Raw genomic sequence first — 20,536 nt, 5'->3', positions numbered from 1 at the left:
AGTGGTGAAGGCCTATCTTCGCTTTTGCGGACTCGGTGCCCTGACTGTCATTGTCGCCTTCATCCTTGCGCCTTTTATTGGAGGCGTGCTCGCTTTCGGATATTTTTTCTATGTCCTCATAGCCGGAATTATGCTTGTGCTGGTTCAGTTGGCGCTTCGCCGCCGGGATCATCGACTGCTCGCGCGACTTTCACCCTGGATGCCGATGCTCTCGTGGGTCGTCTCAGTGATCGCGTACACGTGGCTGGATGCTGTTGTCAGTGAAAAAGTAGATCTCGCGCGAGTGCCGGGATTTGCGGAAATGTTTGCCATCTGGCCGGCGCTTCACCTTCTGGCCCTGATCTCGGTGTGGGGTCGACGGCGAAATCGTGCCCGATAAGTTGTGTGGCCCGCGATGTCAGTCGTGGGGAGGCCGTCGAGAGGGGTCACGCGAGTGCCTCGGGAGATGTGGTTGGTTGCTCTCGGCAGGCGAGGCTGCTCGCGACCAGGTAGATCACGATGTTCAGAATGAGCTGCGTGCTTCCATCCGAAATTGTCGTCGAGTTTACTGAAAGCCAGTGCTTCGGCGTTCTGGCCGGATAGTGCCAGGCACGCCAATCGTGAACGCGGAGTCCTCGAAATCCTGGGTGAATTCCGTGGTGAGTCGTCACGTGCCACGCCCGTCACGTCGGCGCTCGCCCGGGTCGCGTCGGTCGAGTGTTCGTAACCGAGGCTGGCGGGCCGGATTCGGGCCTGAGAGGGGCTGCCGGGCGCTCTCAACCTCGGTTACGCACACCGTCCGCGTCGGAGCCGCCTACCGTGGAGGCATGATCGACGCGACGCCCGCTGCCACTCCGTCCTACGTCCTCAGCGAAGGCCCCGTCTGGGACCCGGATACTGGCCGCCTCACCTGGGTCGATATCGAGGCGGGTGCTGTCCTGTCGGCGCCCCTCACCGCGGAGGGGATCGGCGCGGTCTCGCGGACGGACGTTGGTGAGCAGGTCGGTTGCGCGTTGCCGCTCGGCGACGGACGAGTGCTGGTGGCGCTGACCCGTCGGCTCGCGATCGTCGAGGTCGACGGCTCGCTCAGCCGCGGCTCCGAGCTGCTGCCCGAGGGGCACCGCTTCAACGACGGCGCCGTCGATCCGCAGGGCCGCCTCGTCATCGGCTCGCTGACGCTGGGGGAGCCGGCCGGTGACGACGTCCTGCTGCGCCTCGAGCGCGACGGGGCTGTCACCGTGCTTGACGACGACCTGCAGCTCTCGAATGGGCTCGGCTGGTCGCCCGACGGTTCCGTCCTGTACTCGGCGGACACTGAGTCGGGCGTGATCCACCGCCGCTCCTACGCGGGTGGAGTGCACGGCGCGCGCGAGCCGTTCATTGAGCTGGAGGAGGGTGTCTTCGCCGACGGGCTAACGGTCGACGCCGACGGTCGGGTCTGGGTCGCGATCTGGGGCGGCTCTCGCGTGCAGGTCTTCGACGCCGCCGGCCGAGCGGTGGAGGGGGAGGGCGTTCGGATCGACGCGCCGCACGCCACGAGCATTGCCTTCGCCGGGGATGAGCTGGATGTGGCCGTCGTCACGTCGGCGTCGCGCGACCTTTCGGCACAGCAGCGCGCGGAACATCCGTTCGCTGGCGGCCTGTGGACTGCCCGGCCCGGAACGCGAGGCCGCGCCGCGACCCGCTGGCTGGAGGCGCCTCTGCCCTAACGCGGGCTCCCGGGCCGGCAGCCCCCGCGAGAGGCCAAAAGTTGTCGCACTCGACGCCGAGTGCGACAACTTTTGGACAGTGGCGGCGGGGAGGCAGCGCCGGCCCCGAACTAGGGTGAGCAGATGCATCCGCTCGACGCTCAGGACTCCCTCGCGCACTGCGTCGAACTCTTCGTCCGCACTCCAGAGGTCCGCGCCTACCTCGACGGCAACTCGCTCGGCCGACCGCTCCGCGCGAGCGTCGATCGGCTCGCGCGGTTCGCTCAGGAGGAGTGGGGCGGCCGCCTGATCCGCGGCTGGCAGGAGGGCTGGCTCGACCTGCCCCTCACCGTTGGCGACGCGCTCGGAGCGGCGGCCCTGGGTGCGGCGCCCGGGCAGACGATCGTCGCCGACTCCACGACGGTCCTCCTCTACAAGCTCGCCCGCGCCGCGGTCGCCCGGCAGGCGGAGCAGGGGCGCGACGAGATCGTCGTGGACACCGACAACTTCCCGACCGACCGCTACGTGCTCGAGGGCATCGCGGCCGAGACCGGCAGCAGGCTGCGCTGGATCACGGCCGACCCCGAGCGCGGCGTCGGCCGTGACGACCTTGCTCCGGTGCTCGGTGAGCGCAGCGGGCTGGTGCTGCTCAGCCACGTCGCCTACCGCTCCGGGTTCCTCGCCGACGCCGCCGCGCTCACCGAGCAGGCGCACGCGGCGGGCGCGCTCGTGCTCTGGGACGCCTCCCACTCGGTGGGCTCGGTGCCGCTCGAACTCGACGCGTGGGGCGCGGACCTCGCCGTGGGCTGCTCCTATCAAATACCTCAATGGGGGACCGGGCGCGCCTGCGTGGGCGTATGTCGCCTCCCGGCATCAGGGCTCGCTCGCGCAACCGATCCAGGGCTGGATGGGGACGGCCGAGATGTTCGAGATGGGTCCCGGCTACCGGCCCGCGGACGGAATCCGGCGCTTTCTCAGCGGCACGCCGCCGATCACCGGGATGCTCGCGATGCAGGACATGATCGCGCTGATCGCGTCGGTGGGGATGCCTGCGGTGCGCGCAAAGTCCGAAGCGATGACGGCGTACGCGTTGGAGCTGGCCAACGCGTGGTTGGTGCCGCGTGGAGTGCGGGTGGCGACTCCGCGGGACCCCGCCGAACGAGGCTCCCACGTCACCATCGCGCACGAGTCGTTCGCGGCGCTCGTTCCGCGATTGCAGGCCGAGGGGATCGTGCCGGACTTCCGCCGGCCAGACGGCATCCGCCTGGGCCTCTCGCCCCTGTCGACCACGTTCGCCGAGCTGGAACTCGGCATGGCCGTGATCCGCGACGCGCTCGCGTGACTCGTCCCGCCGGGGGAACCCCGGACCGTTCAGGGAGCCTCCACTAACTGGTTCCCTCAACGGACCGGGGTTGGGGGCAGGCTTAGCCGAGGAGGCGGGCTTGGAGGAAGTCGCTCGCGAAGCGGCCCGAGGGGTCCCACTCGGAGCGGAGGGCGCGCCAGTCGGCGAGGTGCGGGTAGAGCGGGGCGATCTCGCCGGCTCCGGCGAGGAAGTGCTTGCCCCAGTGCGGGCGAGCGCCGAGCGGGAGCAGCGCGCCCTCGACCGCGGGCAGTACGGCGTCGACGCCGGCGCGGTCCTTTGCAAACGTAAAGTGCACGCCGACACTCTCGCGGCCCTGCGCGGGCGAGAGCCACTGGTCGTCGCCCGCCATCGTGCGCAACTCCGTGATGAGCAGCACGTCGTCGATCCGCTCGCCGATCGCACGCAGCGCCACGATGGCCTCGCGGATGTTGGCCCGCGGCACCATGTACTCGCTCTGGATCTCATCTCCCGCGCTCGGCTCGCGGTCGAGGCGGAAGTGCGGGAGGCGCTCGGACCACGGCCCGACCACGCCGCCGAACGGGTTGAGGTTCGAATCGACCCCCTCCGACACGGCGAACAGGCTCGCGGAGGCGGCGACAGCACCCAGGTGCGTCGCGTCGACCTCGGCGACGGAGCCGACGGCGACCTTGGTCTTCAGCCACAGCTGCTCGACGGTCGGGCTCGACCAGTGCGTCATCAGGCTCACGCTGTAGGCGGAGGAGGTGATCGCGTCGAAGTCATCGAGCACGCGCTCCCAGGACAGGTCCACGAACGCGTCCTGGCGTACGTCGAAGGTCGGCTGGATATCGAGGGTTACCCGGGTGACGATGCCGAAGGCGCCGAGTCCGACGACCACGCCCTCGAAGCCGGGCTCACCGCGGCGGATGGTGCGCAGGGAGCCGTCGGCGGTGACGAGTTCGAGGGCTGAAACGGCGGAGGAGAGGTTGGCGTTGCGGTCGCCCGAGCCGTGGGTGCCCGTCGAGATCGCGCCGGCGACCGAGATGTGCGGGAGGGAGCCCAGGTTGTGCAGGGCGTAGCCATTGCTGTGCAGGTGCGAGGCGACGACGCCGTAGCGGGTGGCGCCTGAGACCGTGACGGTGTTCGCGTCGGCGTCGATCACCGGGTCGGAGGCGAGGCGGCCGAGGTGCAGCAGGGTTCCGGGGGTGTCGGGCAGCGAGTTGAAGGAGTGGCGGCTGCCGAGCGCGCGGACGCGGTCGTTCTCGAGGACGAGGCGTTGCACCTCCTCGATCGACTCCGGCTCGAGGATGTCGGCGGCGCGGTATTCGTAGGTGCCTGCCCAGTTGCTCCGTGAGGTCATGAGCCTATTCTGTCGGGTACGGCGCCGGGTTTGTTGTTGAGGGCAACGAATTGGAGGCGGCACGGTCTGAGACGAATGGCTGAGCGGATCGTCGTGCGGCAGCGCTGCCTGTCATCCCGATTCGCTTCGTCTGGGTCATGCGATCCTGCGCAGCTCGTCGTGCGTCTCGACATCAATGCGGAGAACGTCTCGCACGCTGACCGTCATCGCGCCGGGTCAGCGTCTTGCTGCACGTCGTTCTTCTCCGTGGGGCAACCGATGGGTGGGTACCGTACGGCTTCCTGCTCCCCGAGAACGGGGCGGCCTCTCTGGTCCTCCACATTCTCGGTCTCCTCGGCGCGGTGCTCGTCGCGGGCGCGATCGTCTGGAGGATGGGCAGGCGGCGGCACCGGTGAAGGATGCCGGACGACGCGCCTCCGGCTTGTCGTCCCGCTGACCAGGGGTGCGCACGTTACCGGGCGTCGGAGTTCGTCACGGCGTTGCTCCGAGAGGCCCCGACCGTGAAAGCTCCGACGTAGAGGAGGAGGGCGAGGGCGAGTGCTGCGATCAGGTTCGCCGACCCGCTCCCGGGCTCGCCGGTGACGAGGATGACGATTCCTGCGCCCACCTGGATGAGGCCGCCGGTGGCCAATCCGACGAGTGGGACGACGATGAGACCGAGGGCGGTGACTGTCGCGGCGATCCCCGACAGCGGTGGGATCCAGCGCCGAGGGACGCGGCCGACACGCCCGAGGAGCCGGGCGACAGCGAAGGAGGCGAGACCGACAAGCACTCCTTCGACCAGGGCGGACGGGATGAGGTAGAGCGCAAAGAAGGCGACCGTTCCCGCTGGGTCCTGCCCGGTCCCTTCCCGATCCTGACTGTGAGCGGTCAGGACGTACACCTCGATCAGGTGAAGGACGGTGAGCACCGACGTCGCGAGCAGACCGGCTGCGATGAAGGGGGAGGGTGCATACCGGTTTGGCGCTGTCATGTGCATAGTCTGACGCGAAGGGACACCGACCGGTTCCAATTAGTCCTACCGATACCCGGGCGCCCCCTCGTCTGGCACCGTTGTTCCGGTCTCCCCACAGATAGGCGTCGTTTCAGCGTGCTCGCGCAGCTCTGCGCGCAGCTGGCGGATCTCGTCAGCAAGAGCTCGCACTTGTTCGTGAGTTCGCGATTCGGAGTGCTCATCGTGTTGCGTGACTCGCTCCACGATGTAGGTGGCGAGGGTCGCGGTGACGACACCGATGAGCGCAATTCCACCCAGCATGATGCCGGCTGCGATGAATCTTCCGGTTCCGGTGACGGGGTAGAGGTCGCCATACCCGACCGTGGTGATCGTGACGAACGCCCACCAGAGGGCTTGGGGAAAAGTCGTGATGAGAGCCCCAGGTGACTCCCGCTCAGCGTCGAGCATCGCCAAGGAAGCGACGAAGACGAGAAGCGCGGTGCTTGATGCTGCGAAAAGAATGACCCGGCCTCGGAACGCGGCGCCCGCCCGGCGCTGCAGGATTGACACCAGGGTCACCAAGCGAAGGAGTCGGAGTGGTCGGAGTATGGGCAGCGCCACCACGATGAAGTCGAACAGGTGCGTAATAAACCAGCGCCCTCGTCGTTCGGCGAGGAGCACAGTGATCAGGTAGTCCAGGAAGAAGAGCACCCACGTGATGGTGATTACGGCCTCGGCTAGTGCAGCGGCTGTCCCGGTGAGGCGGCCCAGGACTTCCCAGGAGTACGCGATGAGGAAGATTACCGCAGCCATTGTCAAAGGCCACTCTGTTATCTTCTGCCAGCGCTTTTGTTTCACGTTATGACCGTATCGGTCCCCTGAGCCTCAGTCCGGAAGTTCTGACGTCGATGGTTGGGGGCTGCGCAGCGCCGGAGTCGACGTAGAACCGTTCGTGCGCGCTGACCGGCACGGGGCCGCTCATCGTTCCAGGCCGTCGCTTCCGAGGGCCTGCTCCGGCAAAGAGAGCCACTGCTCCGCCTGCGATGGACGTGCGCCGAAGTGTTCGCCGCGCCAGGCATCGGGGTCCATGCCAGCGGCGCGCATCATGTCCCGATCACGGCGCTCGAACCCGTCGAATTCACTCTTACCGGCTCTGGTGTCGCGCTCAGACTCGACGAGGTGCGCGCGGAGGTAGTCAGCGAGGGGGCGGTCGTTGCCAGCGACGGCCTGCAGCCGTGTTGTGCGGAGCTCGTCGACATCGACGCTTTTCCAGTCGATCGGGTGCCCAGCACGCTCAGCGAGCGCGGACGCCTAGGTGCTCTGCGATCTGGTGTTCCCGTCGCGGTAAGGGTGGATCGCTGACAGCTCCCCCCACCGATCAGCCAGCCGATCCGCGAACGCATCCGCGTCCAGTCCGGCGAGGAAGTCCTCCCGCTCGAGCTTCCCAAACAACGTCGAGAGGTTCGCGACGATGTACTCAGGGCGGCAGTACGGGATCCCGGTCCCGGTGGCCTGGACATCGACGTCGCGGATGCGTCCCGCTATGTCAGGCACCAGATCGCCAAACATGCGCTCGTGGACGCTGCGCAGGTACTCGTAGCCGGGCCGGTCAGGGACACGCTCGGCGCGGACCTCAGCCATCGTGATCGACACGACGTCGTTCATCGCCTCGTCAAGCCGACGCTGATCGCGGATCCCGGCAGCGTTGATCAGCACCCCGCCGCTATCTGGGTAGGTGTACTTGTCGTCGACACTCATCCACTCACTCGCAGGACGCCGGAGCTCAGCGCTGGCGGAGCGGAAATCCGTGCTTCGAGGCGACCTCCGCGCGTGCATCCTCCAAAGACAGCGTCCCCTCCAGGAGGCGTCGAGCGCGGCCAAGAGCTTCCGCGTCAGGGAAGTGACCGGCGAGCTGCTGGCCCTTCTCGATCAACGCCATCTCCTGCTCGACGTCGAGCTTCCGGCCGGTATCGTGCTCGGTCTTGATGCCCATGGTGACTCCCTGCTCGGTCGGCTCCGATTCTACCGACCGCGGCCCTTGGCAGGCCCGACGCCTTCGGGCCAGGGAAGGGCCGCTCGAACGTTATCTCACGCCCGTCAACACGGCGGTCTTGAGTTGGTCGATCTTATCGGGGCGGAAGCCGCTCCAGGAACCGGCCACGGTGTCGGTGACGACGATGGGGGCGTTCGTGCCGAGAGTGGGTCCTCCACTCCTCATGTCCCGATCACGGCGCTCGAACGCGTCGAACTGCCGGTGAGTTGCGCCACGCGGCCCCGGGCGACGCCGAGGATCGCCGAGGAGTCGGTGACGGAGTACCCGGCTTCACGCAGCCGGTGTGCGGCGGCGATATGCGCCCGGGCGGCGGCAACGGACGCCTGCACAGCCTCCGCGGTCGCTCGTCGCGCCTCAATGATTTCAGCGCCGAGGGAACCGATCTCCGGGACGACAGTCACGTCCCACTTGCCGTGGTCGACGCTTGGATCGACAGTGTCGAGATAGTCGCGTACCTGCTGCACGGCCTTGTCGAGCGTGGCCACCTGGGTCGCAGCCTCCCCATCGATCCACAGCTCTCAGCCGTGCTCCCAGTGATGCGCGGTGACCGTGATGTTCATCGCTTGTCTTCTGCTGCCGCCTCGATCGCGTTCAACGCCTTACGCGCGAGCCCCGGCGACACGTCCCGGGTCTGCGTGATGACCACGTGATACTTGCCGCTGCGCGACCACACCTCGTGGACGCCCTTCCCCGACGGGACGCGAAACCCGCAGCTCTGACCCAGGCCGTGTCAGGAGGCGATCTGAGCGACCCGCTGATGGGAGAGCTGCACCAGGACCGCCGCGTCACGAACGGAGATCCCTTGCTCACGGATCCCGACGACGGCGTCGTGCTGCAGCCGCTCGTACGCGCTGCGGGTCTGCACCAGAGCCTCACGAGCCTGGAGCATCTCCGTCAGTGCAGTCGCGACGCCCTCGGGGAACGCGTGGGAGTAGTCCCACGTCAACGAGATCTCTTCTTCGTCGACATCCGCGAGGCCGGAGATCAAGTCCCGAACCTCCCCGTCGATATCAGCGAGGGCGCGCGTCTCCGTCGCACCGCCCGGCAGCCCCTCAACCTCCGCGACCCAGAACGGCTTCTCTCGGGTCACCGTCACGTGATAGTTCATTTGTCTAGCCATCCCTTCCCGAAGATCTCTTCCAGCGCCGCTTCGTTGGACCGCGTCACCGTCTGCGACATCTGCCCGGAGTACCCGGTCAACGCCACCCGAGCCAGCTGGTTGCCGTTCTCGTCCACGACCACCCAGATCGTGTGCGACCCCTTACCGCGCTTGGGCAACTGCTCAACGGACCAACCGTGCTGTCGCGCGTTCGTCCGGATCGCTTTCAACACCTGCATCGCCGTCCGCGTCCCGTTCACCACATGGTAAGTCTATGTCGCTAGACACGCAACTGTCTAGCGGCATAGACACGCTTACCGCGCTCGACTCGCTCATCCGGCCGGGTCGCGAGCGGCGGGACGGGAATGCAACGGGTCGGCTCTCTCTTTGGGCAACGATTCACTGAAGCGAACTCGCCACTGCGCACGCCTCCGGATATCCGGAGATGGCGACGACGACGTTATCGACGTCCGCTCGCGCCACCGGCTTCACTGTGCCGAAGAAGACCATCGAGGTGAACGACGGCACGCCAAAGATCGTGCGCCACGACGCCCGGGCAACGTGACCGACCAAGTAGCGTAACCGTGCGCGACGACGCCCCTCGTCGCGACCGAGGCCCCCGCTAGAGCATCCTGCCCCCGCTCGCGGGGGCCTCCCCGTACCAACGACGACCACGTCGGATACGGTCCGGCCGTCCATCCGACGCTCCACTCTTGCCTGCACCGGCCGACCGTCAAGAACGCTCCGCCTCTCCGGGATGGCCCTCCGGGATGCCTCTCCGGGGCACTCCTGACGGCCACCCGCTCCGGCATGGCGCCGCTTATCGGATGAATGGCCTCGGTGCATGCTCAGCCCCGAGGCGCTGTCACTGCGGCGCGGGGAGGACGATGGTGCTGCTCACGCCGAGCCGTTCGGCAACCGGTGTCAGCTGTGACTCCAAGGGCCGCCCGACGACGACATGATCCCACGCGAGAGGTGCTCGAAGAAGGAGTGCTGTCGCCACCGTCAACCATCCCGCGGCAGAACCGTGCGACGCGTACGGAATGAACGCCACCTGCAACGCTGCGTCGGGTTGCTCTCCTGTGGACAGATCGACCACTCCGGCCCCAGCGTGCGAGAGATGTGACGCAAGTCGGTACAGGAGGTACATCTCGTCGGAGCCGGTGACAGCCCTCGCGCGCTGCTCGAACGGCCATCCCGATCCGTGCGCGGAGTACTCATCCATTTGCGCCGACGCCTTCGCGAGGAGGTCGGCAACGGTGTCGTCGCTCGGGTCTCGGTTGAGGATCCCCTCCATGACCTTCTTCCGGTTCTTCGCCCCGTCGAGCATCAGCCCCTTCCACCCCTCCGGATTGGTGAGAAGCCAATGCGCGGTGATTGCGTCATCCATCAGCGTCCGGATGACCGGAACGGCCGGCGCAGGCTGCTTGGCGTTGTAGAGCGTGAGCGTCGCTCGTCCGCAATCGACAGCGTGAGCAACAAGACCACGAACAGCAACCGGCACATGGCCGCTGTGCAGAAGCCGGATCTGGACGGTCGGTGTGCCAGCTTGCGCGTCCCATATCGCGATGAGCTCTGCGAGGGTCGCCCGATAGTCCACCGACGGCGTGGAGGGCGACGTCGAACCGATTGCCCGCTCCTTCTTGCGCCGATTGCCGCCCGCGCTCATTTCACTTTCCCTTCGGCTCCGCGGTGGGCAGCGGGAGGGTGACGCCGACGGCACGCGCTTCCGTCACTGCCGCCCGGTCGACGGCGCGGTAGACAGTCGAGCGGGTCACGTCGAGCTGCACGCACCCGCGGTTCAACACCAGTCCAGCGTTAGGTTACGCCGGCTTCATCGTCCCGTCGGACACGGCCCGCCGCTTCGGCGCCGTCTTCAACGCCGAGAAGCAAACCATATTCCGGCCCGACACAGCTACGAAGGCTCCTCAGCAAATGCGAATATTTAGCTCGCTTGTGAAGAAAGTGCGTGAGTTTGGCGGCGCGGTTCTACTACACCAACGAGAAGTCCGTGGGGAGTTCCCTTCGATGAAGGGGTTCTCGCGCGCGAACATCTTCTACATGCGTCGCTTCGCGGCGGCGTGGCCGGATGAGAACGCGATTGTCCAACGACCCGTTGGACTATTGCCGTGGGGCCACATCACCGAGCTGCTCGACCTATAGGAGACTGCTTTCAGGGGTTCCACCTGCCGAAGCTTCACCGAGGAATACAGGCGCGACGCGATCGCGCTCATAAGTGACGGCGGCTATACGGTCGCTGAAGTCGCGATACAGATTGATGTGAGCGAGACCAGTATCAGAAATTTGTCAGGCGCCCGTTTCGGGCCGGCCTGAGGCGGCGTGTCGGCGTCATCGGCGTAGGTCTCGGCTCCCAAACGATCGTTCACGAGACGGGTGAGTGTTTGCCAAGCCGGGCGGAGGCATATTCGAACCGTGTGAGCAGTCAAGTCTCAGGAGCGGGTAATATCCCCAGTGTTACATGAATCGGGCACTCGTGTGGTGCGCGCGGGCTATACGGCATCTTAGTGATGCTGAACCCTCTCTTGCGGGACGAGACGAAAACGGATCGTTGCCCGCTAAGAACAGTCAGAGTGGGCCAGAGTTATATCGACATTTGTGAAATGTGGGTGGGAGACATGGATACGTCACATGAACAGGTAAAAAGGACTCTCCACATCGGGGCAGGAATGACCGCGGCAGGCCTGCTAGCAGGAGTCGTCTTCGTACACCTTGCTGGTGTTCGCCGCGGCGACCTTCATTGCTACCGCGGTCATCGCAGCCGTATTCAGCAGTCGTGGCACCCATCGGTGGGCGTGGACCTGGATGGCAGGCAGTGCGTCGGTGGTGTGGGTATCCGGCGCGGTCTCTGCCATCGACGTGTGGGGGCAAGTGTTCGATCTTCGTGACGCCAACCAGCCCGTGCCCCTAGCGTTAGGCATCGCGTTGATGGTGGCGTTCTCCCTCAGCGTCGCCGGGTTCATCGTCGTTGTGCTCAGCGCTGTCATGTCCCTTCTTCGTGCGCATCGTCTGGACCCGCGTATCCGTGTCCGATCCAGCACCCCTCTTGCAGAAGCATGACGATGACCACACGTAGCCGTCAGGTGTGGCCGCGTACGGCAACGGAAACCACACCTCCACGGTCGCCGCTGGGGCAAAGCCCTAGAAAAAGGCCACGACGCCCGAGTGTGCAGAATCACGTAAGCATGATTCTGCGACAACCCCGCAAAGCGCTATCGATAGTGCGGAGGTGGGGGAGCTCGTCGAAATCTTGCGGGCCGTGGGCGACAGGTGAACATAATGACATATGTTGCGTCAACTCTGTTTTTTCGAGTTTTCTTTCATTTTTCTCATAATCACCGATGCTAGTAGTGCGAGTGCGCCAAAGTAAGGCACGAAAATGATAAGGGCGAGCCACGGCAATTTTTCCGATCGAGCACGTTGGGATCGGATTATAAGTACAATGGCTATTGTCGTTAAAAGGGTGTAGGCTGCATACCAGCCTGCGCTAGCGACGAAGAGTCCTGCGTCTGGTTCTATCTCGCCGGTAACGTCCGACATTTTTCTCCTAAGATGAAGTTGCGTATCCGTGGTCTCTGCCAACGTTCAGCGCAACCCAAGCGTTCCAGCTGCCCCATGGCGCGGAAACGTCGCTCTGGCCGCGGATTACCGCCGGACCACTACTGCCCTCGGACCATTTTTTTACGGTGAAAGTGGGGCTGGTGCACTGGACGCCCGCGCATCTCTGCCAGGTCATGCCTGTTCCGATAATCTGGTCGTAACCGCCTTGAATAAGTGAGTAGCTTGCGACGAAGCCGAGCTGGACGACTCCTCCGCTCCAGGAGGCGGTGATGGAGCAGGAGTTGAAGTAACCAGATCCGGTCTGGGCTCTGCATCCGTCGATTTCCGCCATCGGAGTTATCGTGCCAGTGGAAGAATCGCGGACAGTGGCGGCCTCAACCGCTACTGTGTTCGCCGAACCATCTGGAAATGTCGAGACAGTTACTTCTTCCCCGTCTGAGGCGAGCGGCCCATCTCCGATCTGCGTGAATGTTTAAGTCGAGACCGGTGCGCCGCCGAGGAAAGCGTCTACGGGCTGCCCGCTGTTCAGCTTCTCTACGAGGGTGTCGACAGTTCCTTCGGGAGTGCCAAGAGATGTATACCCCGCCCTCATCTCATCCCATTGTTCTCCCGCCGAAGCTGCTGCGGAAGTTGGTGCAATTGCGCCAACGCACAACAGAAGACCCCCGAAACATGCTGCAATTGTGGACCTCTTCTTCATATGTAGACCCCCCAGGGTGACTTCATATGTAGACCCCCCAGGGTGACGGTTTCGCTGAGCGAGGCACTCATCGTGTCCCTTCGATCTTATGACGTAACTGGAAATGAGACAAAGGTTGTCCCTCCAACTGGGTTGGTGGTCGCCGCGGCGACACGGCTCCAGCCGAACTCACGCGTCTGAGTGAGGGAGCGCCAACGTCACGGAAGTCTCTTCCGGGTGGCGATCGAGCTCTCGGTACCTCAGCGAAACGAGACTCCGCTCACTCGGCGCGGCAACGTCACCCGGAACCGCGCTCCTACCGGCCCCGCCAGCGCCACGAGGTCCCCTCCCAGCGCCCGCGCCAGCCCGCGCGCGATCGGAAGGCCGAGCCCCGAGCCACCGTCGGCGCGATTGCGCGCGTCATCAAGGCGGACCAGCCGGTCGAACACGCGTTCGCGGTCGCCTTCGGCGATGCCCGGGCCGTCATCGTCCACCGTGATCGAGACGGAGTCGGCTCCGGCCTCGACGGACACGTCGATCCGGGAGCGGGCGAAGCGGGCGCCGTTGTCGAGCAGATTCCCCAGCACTTGGCCGAGCCGATCGGCGTCGGCGCTCACCAGTGGCACGTCGGCAGGGCGGTGCAGCTCGATCGTGAGGCCAGGGTGGCGCAGCTCCTGACGTTCGATCGCCGCCTCCGCGAAGCTCGCCGGATCCAGCGGCCGCGGCTCCAGGGTCAGGCCCTCATCGAGCCGCGCCATCAGCAGCATGTCCTGAATCAGCCGGCCTGCGCGCAGCGACTCCCGCACGACGTGCACCGAGAGCCGCTCCCGCTCCTGCTCGCCACCGTCGGCCCGCACCAGCGCGTCCGCCGCGGCCTGGATGCCGGCGACCGGCGTGCGGAGTTCGTGCGCGGCGTCCGAGACGAAGGCGCGCATCCGCTGCTCTGCCGCGACGGCGGTGGCCTCGGCGGCGAGGGCGCTGCGCTCGGCCTGCTCCAGATCGTCGAGCATCTCGTCGAAAGCGGTCGCTGTGCGGCCCAGCTCAGTGCGCGGGTGGGAGGGTCGGAGCCGCCGCCCACGGTCGCCGTGCGCGATGTCGCGGGCCACGTCGGTCATCCGCTCGAGGGGGCGGAGGGTCGCGCGCACGACCACGATCAGCGCCAGCGCCGCGAGCAGGAGGAACACCGCGGAGCCCGCGAGGAGGATTCCGTTCAGCTGCGCGAGTGTGCCGCCGACCGAACCGGCCTCGCTGGTGAGTTCGAGCCGGGTGCCGTCGCTGAGGGTGGACTCGAGGGTCATCAGCTCGTCGTCGCCGGTCATGCTGCGGGAGGCCACGGTCACCGTCGCAGCGTTCGGGCGGGGGATGGCGAGGTCGGTGGGCGAGCCGGGCGGAGCGGGTGGCGCGCCGAGCAGGTTGGCTGCGGGACCGCGGCGCAACTCGTCCGGGCTCGGGCCTGCAACCACGTCCTCGCCGTCGGGGCTCGTGATCCGCACCGAGACGCCTTGGGCCGAGAGTCGCGAGGCCAGGGCATCGTCGTTGATGGTGCCGATGAGGGCGGCGGCGGCGGAGGCGCGGTCTTGTAGGCGCTCCTCGATCTGGCTGCGGAGGCGTTCGCCGAGGGCAGCCTGCACCGTCGCCGACAGAGCCAGCAGCAGCACGGCGAGCAGGGCGAGCACCGCGAGGACGGTGCGCAAGCGGAGAGAGCCGGTCCGCAAGGCTGTCGAGGCGGCGCTCATGCCTCCACCCGGTAGCCGAGCCCGCGAATCGTATGCACCAGCCGGTCGCCGTGCGCCTCCATCTTCTTTCGGAGCGAGCTGAGGTGGACTTCGACGAGGTTCGGGTCGACGTGGTCGTACCCCCACACCTGGGTGAGGATCTGCGTCTTGGTGAGGGTGCGGCCGCGGTTGCCGGCGAGGAAGGCGAGCAGACGGAACTCGGTCGCGGTGAGATCGAGGGCGACGCCTGCGCGGCGGGCGCTGCCTGACTCCGGATCGACAACGAGGTCGCCGATCTCGACAACGGAGGGGACGCGCCCGCGCCGACGCAGCACAGCCGTGACACGCTTGACCAGCTCGGCGAGCACGAACGGCTTGACCACGTAGTCGTCGACGCCCTCGTCGAAGCCGCGGAGGCGGTCATCGACGGCATCGCGCGCGGTGAGCATGATGACGGCGGCATCGCTGCTGCGACGGATCCGCTCGGCGAGCACGATGCCGCTGGGGCCGGGGAGCATCCAGTCGAGAATCACCAGGTCGGGGGAGAAGTCGGCCAGTTCGCGGGCGAGGTGCTCGCCGCTCGCGAGCCCGCGGACGGTGAAGCGCTCGCCGCGGAGGGCGGCCTCCACGGAGGAGCGGATGGCGTCGTCGTCCTCGATCAGGAGCACGCGTGCGGAGGGGGACATGGGTCGACCCTAGGCGCACCGGATCGGGGTGCACACCCGGTCGGCTGGGGAGGGTCTGTTCTTAAGTCGGGCTTCAGATTCGTCTTCAAGGCTAAAAGAGAACCGGTCGCAGCCGATCCCGAACGGGGTCGGTACCGGGCCGGAACGAGGAGACACCATGACCGAGTCGACCACTCCCTTTGAGAAGGGTTCGAGCTTCGGGCCGCGCCGTTGGACCAAGCGCGCCCTGACCCTCGGCATCACCATCGGCGCCTTCGGGATCGTCGCGTTGGGCTCGACCGCTGCGTTCGCCGCGCCCTTGGGCACGCCGACCGTCGGCGCGACGGCGCCGAGCGCCCCCTCCGGCGATGCTCCCGCTACAGATGCTCCCGCTACAGACGTTCCCGCCGAGGGCAGCGCACCGACCCCGCCAGGCCCCGGCCAGTGCGGGCCTGCGGGACCTGGCGCGGCCACACTGCCAGCGCCGCCCGCGCCGCCTGCGGACGGGTCCGCTCCGACGCCGCCCGCGGACGCTCCGGCCCCGCCCACCGATGGCGCGCCGCCGACGCCGCCTGCCCCTCCGGCGCCGCCCGCCGACGGATCCGCTCCCACCCCGCCCGCCGACGGCACCCGGCCGACGCCTCCCGCTGACGCCCCGAGACCGCCCGCCGCCCCGACCGACGGCTCGGCGCCCGCCGCCCCAACTCCCCCGGCCCCCGGTACCGCCCCCACTCCGCCCGTCCCCGGCGAGTGCGGCCCCACTGGCAGCTAACTCCACCCTCCTAGCGCAGCCCGTCCATCGAGGGAGCCCTGGACCGTCGATACCGCCACGACCAACTGGCTCCCTGGACGGTTGAGGGCTCCCCGGGGTGCAGGAGAGGTGCCGTCAGCGCGTGAGGCCCGCCGAAGCTGAGCCCCAGGAGGTGAGCGCCGCCTGAACGCGAGGGTCGCGCGCGAGGGTCAGCGCCTGGGCATAACCCTCCTCCAGCACGTCGTCCAACCGCACTCGCGCCCGCGTCTCGGAGGAGCGGACCGCCGCCTCCACCATCGCGAGGCTCCGCACGTTCGCGTGCACCTCGCCCGAGGGCACCGCCCCCGTGCTCAGCACGCGCACGAACTCCGCGAGCGAGCCGGCGATCTCCTCCGGCACCGGCGTGAGCGAGGCGACCTGCACCGCCTCCGACTCGCGTGACTGCCACTCCGGGGCCCCGGCGCCGTCCCAGTGCGCCGTGCCACCGGCGCCGTTCACCCGCCAGTCACCATTCCAGGACGTCTCGAGCCCGTCGGCGCACCAGCTGCCGGAGTAGCTGAAGCGCACCCCGTCGGCGAACTCGAAGACTGCGCTCGCCGCGGCTCCGTCGGCATACCAGCTCCAGAGTGGGTTGTACTCCTCGCAATAGACCGCAACGGGGTCGCTGTCGAGCAGGTACCGGGCCGCGTCGAACGCGTGGATCGCCATGTCCACCAGCAGCACGTGTGCCATCTCCTCGCGAAAACCGCCAAAGTGCGGCGCCTTCGCGAAGTACACGGAGGCGCCGCCGAGCTGCCCGAGTCCGGCGATCTGCTCGCGGAACGCAGCGATCGCGGCGGAGTAGCGGCGCGACTGGCTCGTCATCAGCAGCTGGCCGGAGGCTTCGGCCGTCGCCGCGAGTACGAGCGCTTCGGCGATGGTCGGCGCAATCGGCTTCTCCGAGAGGACGGGCAGGCCGGCGAACAGTGCCTCCGTGCTCACCGGCAGATGCGCGCGCGGCACGGTCACGTTGACCACAGCCTCGGCGCCGCAGCGCGCGGCGACCTCGGCGACGGAGGTGCCGACTGCGACTGGCGCGACCCCCTCCTCCTCCGCGGCGCGCGCAGCGAGATCGACGTCGAGATCGACGAGCCCGACCAGCTCGACGTCGGGGGAGTCGCGCAGCGTGCGGATCCACGCGCGCCCCATCGCGCCGGCGCCGACCTGGACGATGCGGACCGTCATCGGACCAACGCCCCCTCGTAGTCCTCGCCGTTGTGGAAATCCTCGGTGCGGTAGCGCCGGAGCACCGGGAGGCGGCGGTCGGGCCGCGAGGAGCGCGCCCACTCGACACCGTTCGCGATGACCCGGCGCACCTCCTCCTGGTGGTACACGGGATAGTCCTGGTCGCCGGGCGAGAAGAAGAAGATACGTCCGTGACCGCGCTTCCACGTCATCCCAGAGCGGAACACCTCGCCGCCCGAGAAGGTCGAGAGGAAGACGAGTTCGTCGGGGGCGGGCACGTCGAAGAACTCGCCGTACATCTCCTGCTGCGGGATGACGAACGGATGTGGCACACCCTGTGCGATCGGATGCGTCGGATCGACGGTCCAGACCAGCTCGCGGTCCTGCTCCGAGCGCCAGCGCAGCGTGCAGGTGGTGCCCATGAGCTTCCCGAAGATCTTCGACCAGTGGCCGGAGTGCAGGACGACGAGGCCCATGCCCGAGAGGACGTGGCGCTGCACGCGCTCCACGATCTCGTCGGTGACGTCGCCGTGCGCCATGTGGCCCCACCAGACGAGGACGTCGGTGGCGTCGAGGACTTCCTCGGTGAGGCCGTGCTCGGGTTCGTCGAGCGTGGTGGTCGAGACGGTGGCGTGCTCGCCGAGGTTGGTGCGGATGCCCTCCGCGATGGTCGTGTGCATGCCGTCGGGATAGATCGCGCGGACCTTCTCCTCGATCTGTTCGTGGCGGTTCTCGCCCCAAACGAGGACGCGGGCGGGGGAGGAGGGTCTGGTCATCGGGGTCCTTCTTCGACGGTGGAGACGGCGCGGAGCGGGAGAGCGGTTAACCGCTTTACCACCTGCGTCTCTTAGGATGCGGGAGACGTCCGCCCCGCGTCAACCGAGGGCCGGCACTGAGCAGGAGGAGGCTGCGTGGCCACAATGAGGGATGTCGCGCGCCGTGCGGGAGTCTCGATCGCCACGGTCTCGTTCGTCGTGAACGACTCCAAACCCGTCTCGCCCGAGACCCGCGAGCGAGTGCAGGCGGCGATGCGCGAACTCGGCTTCCGCCCGCATGCTCTGGCCCGCGCCCTTGCGCGTCGTCGCTCCGGGATCATCGCGGTCGTCTATCCGCTCGTGTCGAGCCGGCCGCTCACCACCGCGACCTCCTTCCTCCTCGGGGCTGCGGAGGCCGCCGCTGAGCAGGGCCACTCGATCGTCCTCTGGCCGACGCTTGGCGGATCCGAACGGCTCGCCGACCTGCGCGCCGACGGGCTGATCGACGGCGTCGTGCTGATGCAGGTGACCAGCGAGGACGAGCGCGTGCCAGTCCTGCGCGACTCCGGAACGCCCTTCGCCCTGATCGGCCGCACCCGCGACCCGTCGGCACTCGACTGGGTCGATATCGACTTCGAGGGGATGGTCGAAGACGCGCTCGGGCGGCTCGCGGGGCTTGGGCATGAGCGGGTGGCCCTGGTGCTCGGCCCCGACCGGGAGAGAGCGGCTGACTTCGGCCCTTACGCCCGCACGCAGGAGGCGTTCGCGCTGGCCTGCGCGGCGCGCGGGATCGAGGGCGTGCTGCTGCGTTGCGAGGAGTCGCCTGCCGGCGGCCGCGCGTTGGCCCGCTCGTTCGACCCCGACTCCGTGACGGCCGCCGTCATCATCAACGGGGGCGCGGCCATTGGCTTCGCGCACGAGCTGCGGCACCGCGGTGTGCGCGTCCCCGCGGACCTCTCGATCGTGCTGCTCGCGTCGGACCCCGACGTCGCCGACCTCGCCGACCCGGCCCTCGACCTGCTCGTCGCGCCCGGCTGCGAGCTCGGCCGCCGCGGGGTGGAAGCGCTGCTCGCCCGTCTGGGGGACCCCGCCGCGCCACTTCTCCAGGAGCGCATCGGCGGCCCCTGGCGCGCGGGCGGCTCCGTGGCGCCGCCGCGCTGATGGCCGGTGTCGGCCCGCTTGCCGGAACCACATTTCCCTACCGCAGGGAACCAGCCGTCGTCGGTGGGACCGTAGCGCGTGGTGCTCCAGGACGACGGCAACCTGGTGCAGTACGACGGACGGAACCGCCCGAGCTGGTCGATCCGCTGATCGCGCTGTTCCGGCCGGGTCACGGAACTATCGAGTCGATGTATCCGCCGTCGACGCGCACCGCGGCGCCCGTGGTGGCAGACGCGAGCGGCGAGGCGAGGTACGCGACCATGTGGGCGATCTCCTCCGGCTCGATCAGGCGCTTGAGGAGTGACTGCGGCCGGTGCAGGCGCATGAACTCGCGCTGCGCCTCCTCCCACGGCAGCTCGCGGTCGACCAGTTCGTAGACGAAGTCCTCCACGCCGCCGGTGTGCGTCGGGCCTGCGAGCACGCTGTTCACTGTCACACCCGAGCCGGCCGCCGCCTTGGCGAAGCCGCGCGAGACGCCGAGAAGCGCCGTCTTCGACACCCCGTAGTGGATCATCTCGGCGGGAGTGACGACGGCCGAGTCACTGCCGATGTAGAGTACGCGGCCCCAGCCGCGCTCGGTCATCCCCGGCAGGTAGGCGCGGGTGAGGCGGACGCCGGTGAGCACGTTGACCTCGAAGTAGCGGCGCCACTCGTCGTCGTCGATGGCGAGCGGATCGGCGGAACCAAAGATCCCGAGGTTGTTGACGAGGACGTCCACCTCGGCGGCCGAGCGGAGGAGGGCGGCCGTGCCCCTCTCGGTCGACACATCGGCCGCGACTCCGCGCACCCGCGCCTCCGGGACCGCTGCCGTGACGGCCTCGATCGCCCGGCGGATCGACCGCTCCGAGCGAGCGTTGACGATCACCTCTGCCCCCGCCTCGGCGAGCGTCGTCGCGATCGCCAGCCCGATGCCCTGCCCCGACCCCGTGACGAGGGCCGTCCGCCCCGTGAGATCCAACCCGATCATTGCCGCTCCGCTCCGCGCCGCCGCCCGCCGGCCGCGCTTGGGACCGAGCATGCCACCGAGCCCTGACATCCGGCTCCGGCAGCACACCTCACGCGCCGGGCAGCCTGCACTCGCACCGGGCCCGATCCGGCTAGGGAGGCGCCGGGATGCTGGCGCCGGACCTCGGCCACGAGCGCACCGCCTCCGGCGTCACGAGGTCCTTCGTCGTCAGCCCTTAATCTCCACTGTGACATCGTGCCCGCCGCCGCTTCGCCCCGAGTGAAGGCGTCCATTGGTTGCAGGGTCACCGCGGATCCCGTAGCGTCACAATCGCCCACCGTTACGACGGAGCGGGAAGAAGACCTTAGAACCCCAGCCGGACGACTGGATCTAGGGTCTTTCGTCTTCTTCGGTCTGCCCGCCCTCGGGGTTGAGAGAGTCCGGAGTGCGGGTCTCGACAATCAGGGTGGATCGAAGCTTGTCGATGTGGCTGCTCTCCCCCAAGTGCTTCGCGTTGATCGCCCCGAGGACGGCGTCGGCGATCCTCGGCAGCCGACGCTCGGGACGCAAAGACCTGGCCCACTCGACACCGTTTGCGATCACGCGGCGCACCTCCTCCAGGTGGTA

The 20,536-nt window shown here is 67.7% G+C and carries 25 protein-coding genes and 2 pseudogenes; 7 read left to right on the top strand and 20 right to left on the bottom strand.

What is annotated here, in order from left to right:
• Positions 1-4: 4 nt before the first annotated feature.
• The 3 genes and pseudogenes from B0H03_RS12500 to B0H03_RS12490 all read left to right on the top strand — a co-directional run bounded on the left by B0H03_RS12500 (position 5) and on the right by B0H03_RS12490 (position 3,009).
• Positions 5-379: a hypothetical protein gene (locus tag B0H03_RS12500; RefSeq protein WP_104354032.1), complete on the top strand. Its 375-nt coding sequence runs from the start codon at positions 5-7 to the stop codon at positions 377-379.
• A 427-nt stretch (positions 380-806) separates the two neighbouring features.
• Positions 807-1,688: an SMP-30/gluconolactonase/LRE family protein gene (locus B0H03_RS12495; protein WP_104266043.1), complete on the top strand. Its 882-nt coding sequence runs from the start codon at positions 807-809 to the stop codon at positions 1,686-1,688.
• Between the two features lie 123 nt (positions 1,689-1,811).
• Positions 1,812-3,009 (top strand): annotated as a pseudogene (locus B0H03_RS12490) (kynureninase).
• Positions 3,010-3,091: 82 nt separating this feature from the next.
• Here the strand turns inward: B0H03_RS12490 and B0H03_RS12485 are convergent.
• From B0H03_RS12485 to B0H03_RS16665, 12 genes are all read right to left on the bottom strand, one after another.
• A complete protein-coding gene (locus tag B0H03_RS12485; protein ID WP_104266044.1) occupies positions 3,092-4,348 on the bottom strand; it encodes a D-arabinono-1,4-lactone oxidase in 1,257 nt (418 codons plus the stop codon).
• A 451-nt stretch (positions 4,349-4,799) separates the two neighbouring features.
• Entirely contained in the window at positions 4,800-5,321 is a 522-nt protein-coding gene (locus B0H03_RS12480; protein ID WP_109714890.1) for a hypothetical protein, read from the bottom strand.
• A 45-nt stretch (positions 5,322-5,366) separates the two neighbouring features.
• A complete protein-coding gene (locus tag B0H03_RS12475; RefSeq protein WP_206612072.1) occupies positions 5,367-6,140 on the bottom strand; it encodes an ion channel in 774 nt (257 codons plus the stop codon).
• A 453-nt stretch (positions 6,141-6,593) separates the two neighbouring features.
• Positions 6,594-7,040, bottom strand: coding sequence for a Fic/DOC family protein (locus B0H03_RS17130; protein WP_237399562.1), 447 nt, complete (start codon positions 7,038-7,040; stop codon positions 6,594-6,596).
• A 25-nt stretch (positions 7,041-7,065) separates the two neighbouring features.
• Entirely contained in the window at positions 7,066-7,275 is a 210-nt protein-coding gene (locus B0H03_RS12465; RefSeq protein WP_104266047.1) for a hypothetical protein, read from the bottom strand.
• 90 nt (positions 7,276-7,365) lie between these two features.
• Positions 7,366-7,500, bottom strand: coding sequence for a thioredoxin domain-containing protein (locus tag B0H03_RS17280; protein ID WP_258062077.1), 135 nt, complete (start codon positions 7,498-7,500; stop codon positions 7,366-7,368).
• A complete protein-coding gene (locus B0H03_RS12460) occupies positions 7,497-7,820 on the bottom strand; it encodes an antitoxin HicB (RefSeq protein ID WP_202130160.1) in 324 nt (107 codons plus the stop codon). The genes B0H03_RS17280 and B0H03_RS12460 overlap by 4 nt, the downstream gene beginning before the upstream one ends.
• 245 nt (positions 7,821-8,065) lie before the next feature.
• Positions 8,066-8,431: a hypothetical protein gene (locus tag B0H03_RS12450; RefSeq protein WP_127844047.1), complete on the bottom strand. Its 366-nt coding sequence runs from the start codon at positions 8,429-8,431 to the stop codon at positions 8,066-8,068.
• 8 nt (positions 8,432-8,439) lie between these two features.
• Complete coding sequence (locus tag B0H03_RS12445) at positions 8,440-8,697, bottom strand: hypothetical protein (RefSeq protein WP_104266050.1); 258 nt, start codon at positions 8,695-8,697, stop codon at positions 8,440-8,442.
• Positions 8,698-8,833: 136 nt separating this feature from the next.
• A complete protein-coding gene (locus tag B0H03_RS17275; protein WP_258062078.1) occupies positions 8,834-8,962 on the bottom strand; it encodes a hypothetical protein in 129 nt (42 codons plus the stop codon).
• Positions 8,963-9,299: 337 nt separating this feature from the next.
• The gene (locus B0H03_RS12440; protein WP_104266051.1) at positions 9,300-10,103 is read right to left on the bottom strand and encodes a DUF5677 domain-containing protein; all 804 of its coding nucleotides are present in this window, start codon (positions 10,101-10,103) and stop codon (positions 9,300-9,302) included.
• Between the two features lies 1 nt (position 10,104).
• Entirely contained in the window at positions 10,105-10,242 is a 138-nt protein-coding gene (locus B0H03_RS16665) for a hypothetical protein (protein WP_160487362.1), read from the bottom strand.
• A 220-nt stretch (positions 10,243-10,462) separates the two neighbouring features.
• Between B0H03_RS16665 and B0H03_RS17500 the strand changes: the two genes are divergently transcribed.
• On the top strand, positions 10,463-10,597 hold the full coding sequence (locus B0H03_RS17500; protein ID WP_237399563.1) for a DUF1016 N-terminal domain-containing protein: 135 nt from the start codon (positions 10,463-10,465) through the stop codon (positions 10,595-10,597).
• 39 nt (positions 10,598-10,636) lie between these two features.
• A pseudogene (locus B0H03_RS17495) lies at positions 10,637-10,768 on the top strand (transposase); the annotation flags it as partial.
• A gap of 371 nt (positions 10,769-11,139) precedes the next feature.
• Here the strand turns inward: B0H03_RS17495 and B0H03_RS16925 are convergent.
• The 4 genes from B0H03_RS16925 to B0H03_RS12410 all read right to left on the bottom strand — a co-directional run bounded on the left by B0H03_RS16925 (position 11,140) and on the right by B0H03_RS12410 (position 15,093).
• Positions 11,140-11,439, bottom strand: coding sequence for a hypothetical protein (locus B0H03_RS16925; protein ID WP_127844048.1), 300 nt, complete (start codon positions 11,437-11,439; stop codon positions 11,140-11,142).
• Between the two features lie 307 nt (positions 11,440-11,746).
• Entirely contained in the window at positions 11,747-11,992 is a 246-nt protein-coding gene (locus B0H03_RS17490) for a PLD nuclease N-terminal domain-containing protein (RefSeq protein WP_104266053.1), read from the bottom strand.
• A gap of 960 nt (positions 11,993-12,952) precedes the next feature.
• The gene (locus tag B0H03_RS12415; protein ID WP_104266054.1) at positions 12,953-14,428 is read right to left on the bottom strand and encodes a sensor histidine kinase; all 1,476 of its coding nucleotides are present in this window, start codon (positions 14,426-14,428) and stop codon (positions 12,953-12,955) included.
• Positions 14,425-15,093 carry a response regulator transcription factor gene (locus tag B0H03_RS12410; RefSeq protein ID WP_104266055.1) on the bottom strand — a complete coding sequence of 223 codons (669 nt, stop codon included), beginning with the start codon at positions 15,091-15,093 and terminating at the stop codon, positions 14,425-14,427. Before B0H03_RS12410 ends, B0H03_RS12415 begins: the two co-directional genes overlap by 4 nt.
• 157 nt (positions 15,094-15,250) lie before the next feature.
• Here B0H03_RS12410 and B0H03_RS12405 point away from each other — a divergent pair, with 157 nt between their 5' ends.
• Positions 15,251-15,844: a hypothetical protein gene (locus B0H03_RS12405; protein WP_109714888.1), complete on the top strand. Its 594-nt coding sequence runs from the start codon at positions 15,251-15,253 to the stop codon at positions 15,842-15,844.
• A gap of 114 nt (positions 15,845-15,958) precedes the next feature.
• On the opposite strand, the gene B0H03_RS12400 is transcribed toward B0H03_RS12405, so the two are convergent.
• Together B0H03_RS12400 and B0H03_RS12395 are read right to left on the bottom strand one after the other, a co-directional pair.
• Positions 15,959-17,047 (bottom strand): Gfo/Idh/MocA family protein, encoded by a 1,089-nt coding sequence (locus tag B0H03_RS12400; protein WP_104266059.1) that lies wholly within the window; start codon positions 17,045-17,047, stop codon positions 15,959-15,961.
• The gene (locus B0H03_RS12395; RefSeq protein WP_104266060.1) at positions 17,044-17,823 is read right to left on the bottom strand and encodes a ThuA domain-containing protein; all 780 of its coding nucleotides are present in this window, start codon (positions 17,821-17,823) and stop codon (positions 17,044-17,046) included. The genes B0H03_RS12400 and B0H03_RS12395 overlap by 4 nt, the downstream gene beginning before the upstream one ends.
• A 144-nt stretch (positions 17,824-17,967) precedes the next feature.
• Between B0H03_RS12395 and B0H03_RS12390 the strand changes: the two genes are divergently transcribed.
• Entirely contained in the window at positions 17,968-18,963 is a 996-nt protein-coding gene (locus B0H03_RS12390; RefSeq protein WP_104266061.1) for a LacI family DNA-binding transcriptional regulator, read from the top strand.
• A 169-nt stretch (positions 18,964-19,132) separates the two neighbouring features.
• Here the strand turns inward: B0H03_RS12390 and B0H03_RS12385 are convergent, their stop codons facing one another.
• Together B0H03_RS12385 and B0H03_RS17125 are read right to left on the bottom strand one after the other, a co-directional pair.
• Positions 19,133-19,927: an SDR family NAD(P)-dependent oxidoreductase gene (locus tag B0H03_RS12385; RefSeq protein WP_104266075.1), complete on the bottom strand. Its 795-nt coding sequence runs from the start codon at positions 19,925-19,927 to the stop codon at positions 19,133-19,135.
• 372 nt (positions 19,928-20,299) lie between these two features.
• A complete protein-coding gene (locus B0H03_RS17125; RefSeq protein WP_337189975.1) occupies positions 20,300-20,512 on the bottom strand; it encodes a hypothetical protein in 213 nt (70 codons plus the stop codon).
• Between the last annotated feature and the right edge of the window lie 24 nt (positions 20,513-20,536).

This window comes from Rathayibacter iranicus NCPPB 2253 = VKM Ac-1602 (assembly GCF_003149025.1).
Lineage (GTDB): Bacteria > Actinomycetota > Actinomycetes > Actinomycetales > Microbacteriaceae > Rathayibacter > Rathayibacter iranicus.
The sequence above is the reverse complement of the archived record's forward strand: the minus strand, read 5'-3'. Positions and strand labels throughout refer to the sequence as shown.

Coding starts and splice junctions, on each gene's coding strand:
- B0H03_RS17490 (WP_104266053.1), bottom strand. CDS start 11,992: ATGTCGGACGTTACCGGCGAGATAGAACCAGACGCAGGACTCTTCGTC.
- B0H03_RS12390 (WP_104266061.1), top strand. CDS start 17,968: ATGAGGGATGTCGCGCGCCGTGCGGGAGTCTCGATCGCCACGGTCTCG.
- B0H03_RS12410 (WP_104266055.1), bottom strand. CDS start 15,093: ATGTCCCCCTCCGCACGCGTGCTCCTGATCGAGGACGACGACGCCATC.
- B0H03_RS12480 (WP_109714890.1), bottom strand. CDS start 5,321: ATGACAGCGCCAAACCGGTATGCACCCTCCCCCTTCATCGCAGCCGGT.
- B0H03_RS12465 (WP_104266047.1), bottom strand. CDS start 7,275: ATGGGCATCAAGACCGAGCACGATACCGGCCGGAAGCTCGACGTCGAG.
- B0H03_RS16925 (WP_127844048.1), bottom strand. CDS start 11,439: ATGACAGCGCTGAGCACAACGACGATGAACCCGGCGACGCTGAGGGAG.
- B0H03_RS17130 (WP_237399562.1), bottom strand. CDS start 7,040: ATGAGTGTCGACGACAAGTACACCTACCCAGATAGCGGCGGGGTGCTG.
- B0H03_RS17280 (WP_258062077.1), bottom strand. CDS start 7,500: ATGAGGAGTGGAGGACCCACTCTCGGCACGAACGCCCCCATCGTCGTC.
- B0H03_RS12415 (WP_104266054.1), bottom strand. CDS start 14,428: ATGAGCGCCGCCTCGACAGCCTTGCGGACCGGCTCTCTCCGCTTGCGC.
- B0H03_RS12495 (WP_104266043.1), top strand. CDS start 807: ATGATCGACGCGACGCCCGCTGCCACTCCGTCCTACGTCCTCAGCGAA.
- B0H03_RS12405 (WP_109714888.1), top strand. CDS start 15,251: ATGACCGAGTCGACCACTCCCTTTGAGAAGGGTTCGAGCTTCGGGCCG.
- B0H03_RS12440 (WP_104266051.1), bottom strand. CDS start 10,103: ATGAGCGCGGGCGGCAATCGGCGCAAGAAGGAGCGGGCAATCGGTTCG.
- B0H03_RS12485 (WP_104266044.1), bottom strand. CDS start 4,348: ATGACCTCACGGAGCAACTGGGCAGGCACCTACGAATACCGCGCCGCC.
- B0H03_RS12400 (WP_104266059.1), bottom strand. CDS start 17,047: ATGACGGTCCGCATCGTCCAGGTCGGCGCCGGCGCGATGGGGCGCGCG.
- B0H03_RS17500 (WP_237399563.1), top strand. CDS start 10,463: ATGAAGGGGTTCTCGCGCGCGAACATCTTCTACATGCGTCGCTTCGCG.
- B0H03_RS12395 (WP_104266060.1), bottom strand. CDS start 17,823: ATGACCAGACCCTCCTCCCCCGCCCGCGTCCTCGTTTGGGGCGAGAAC.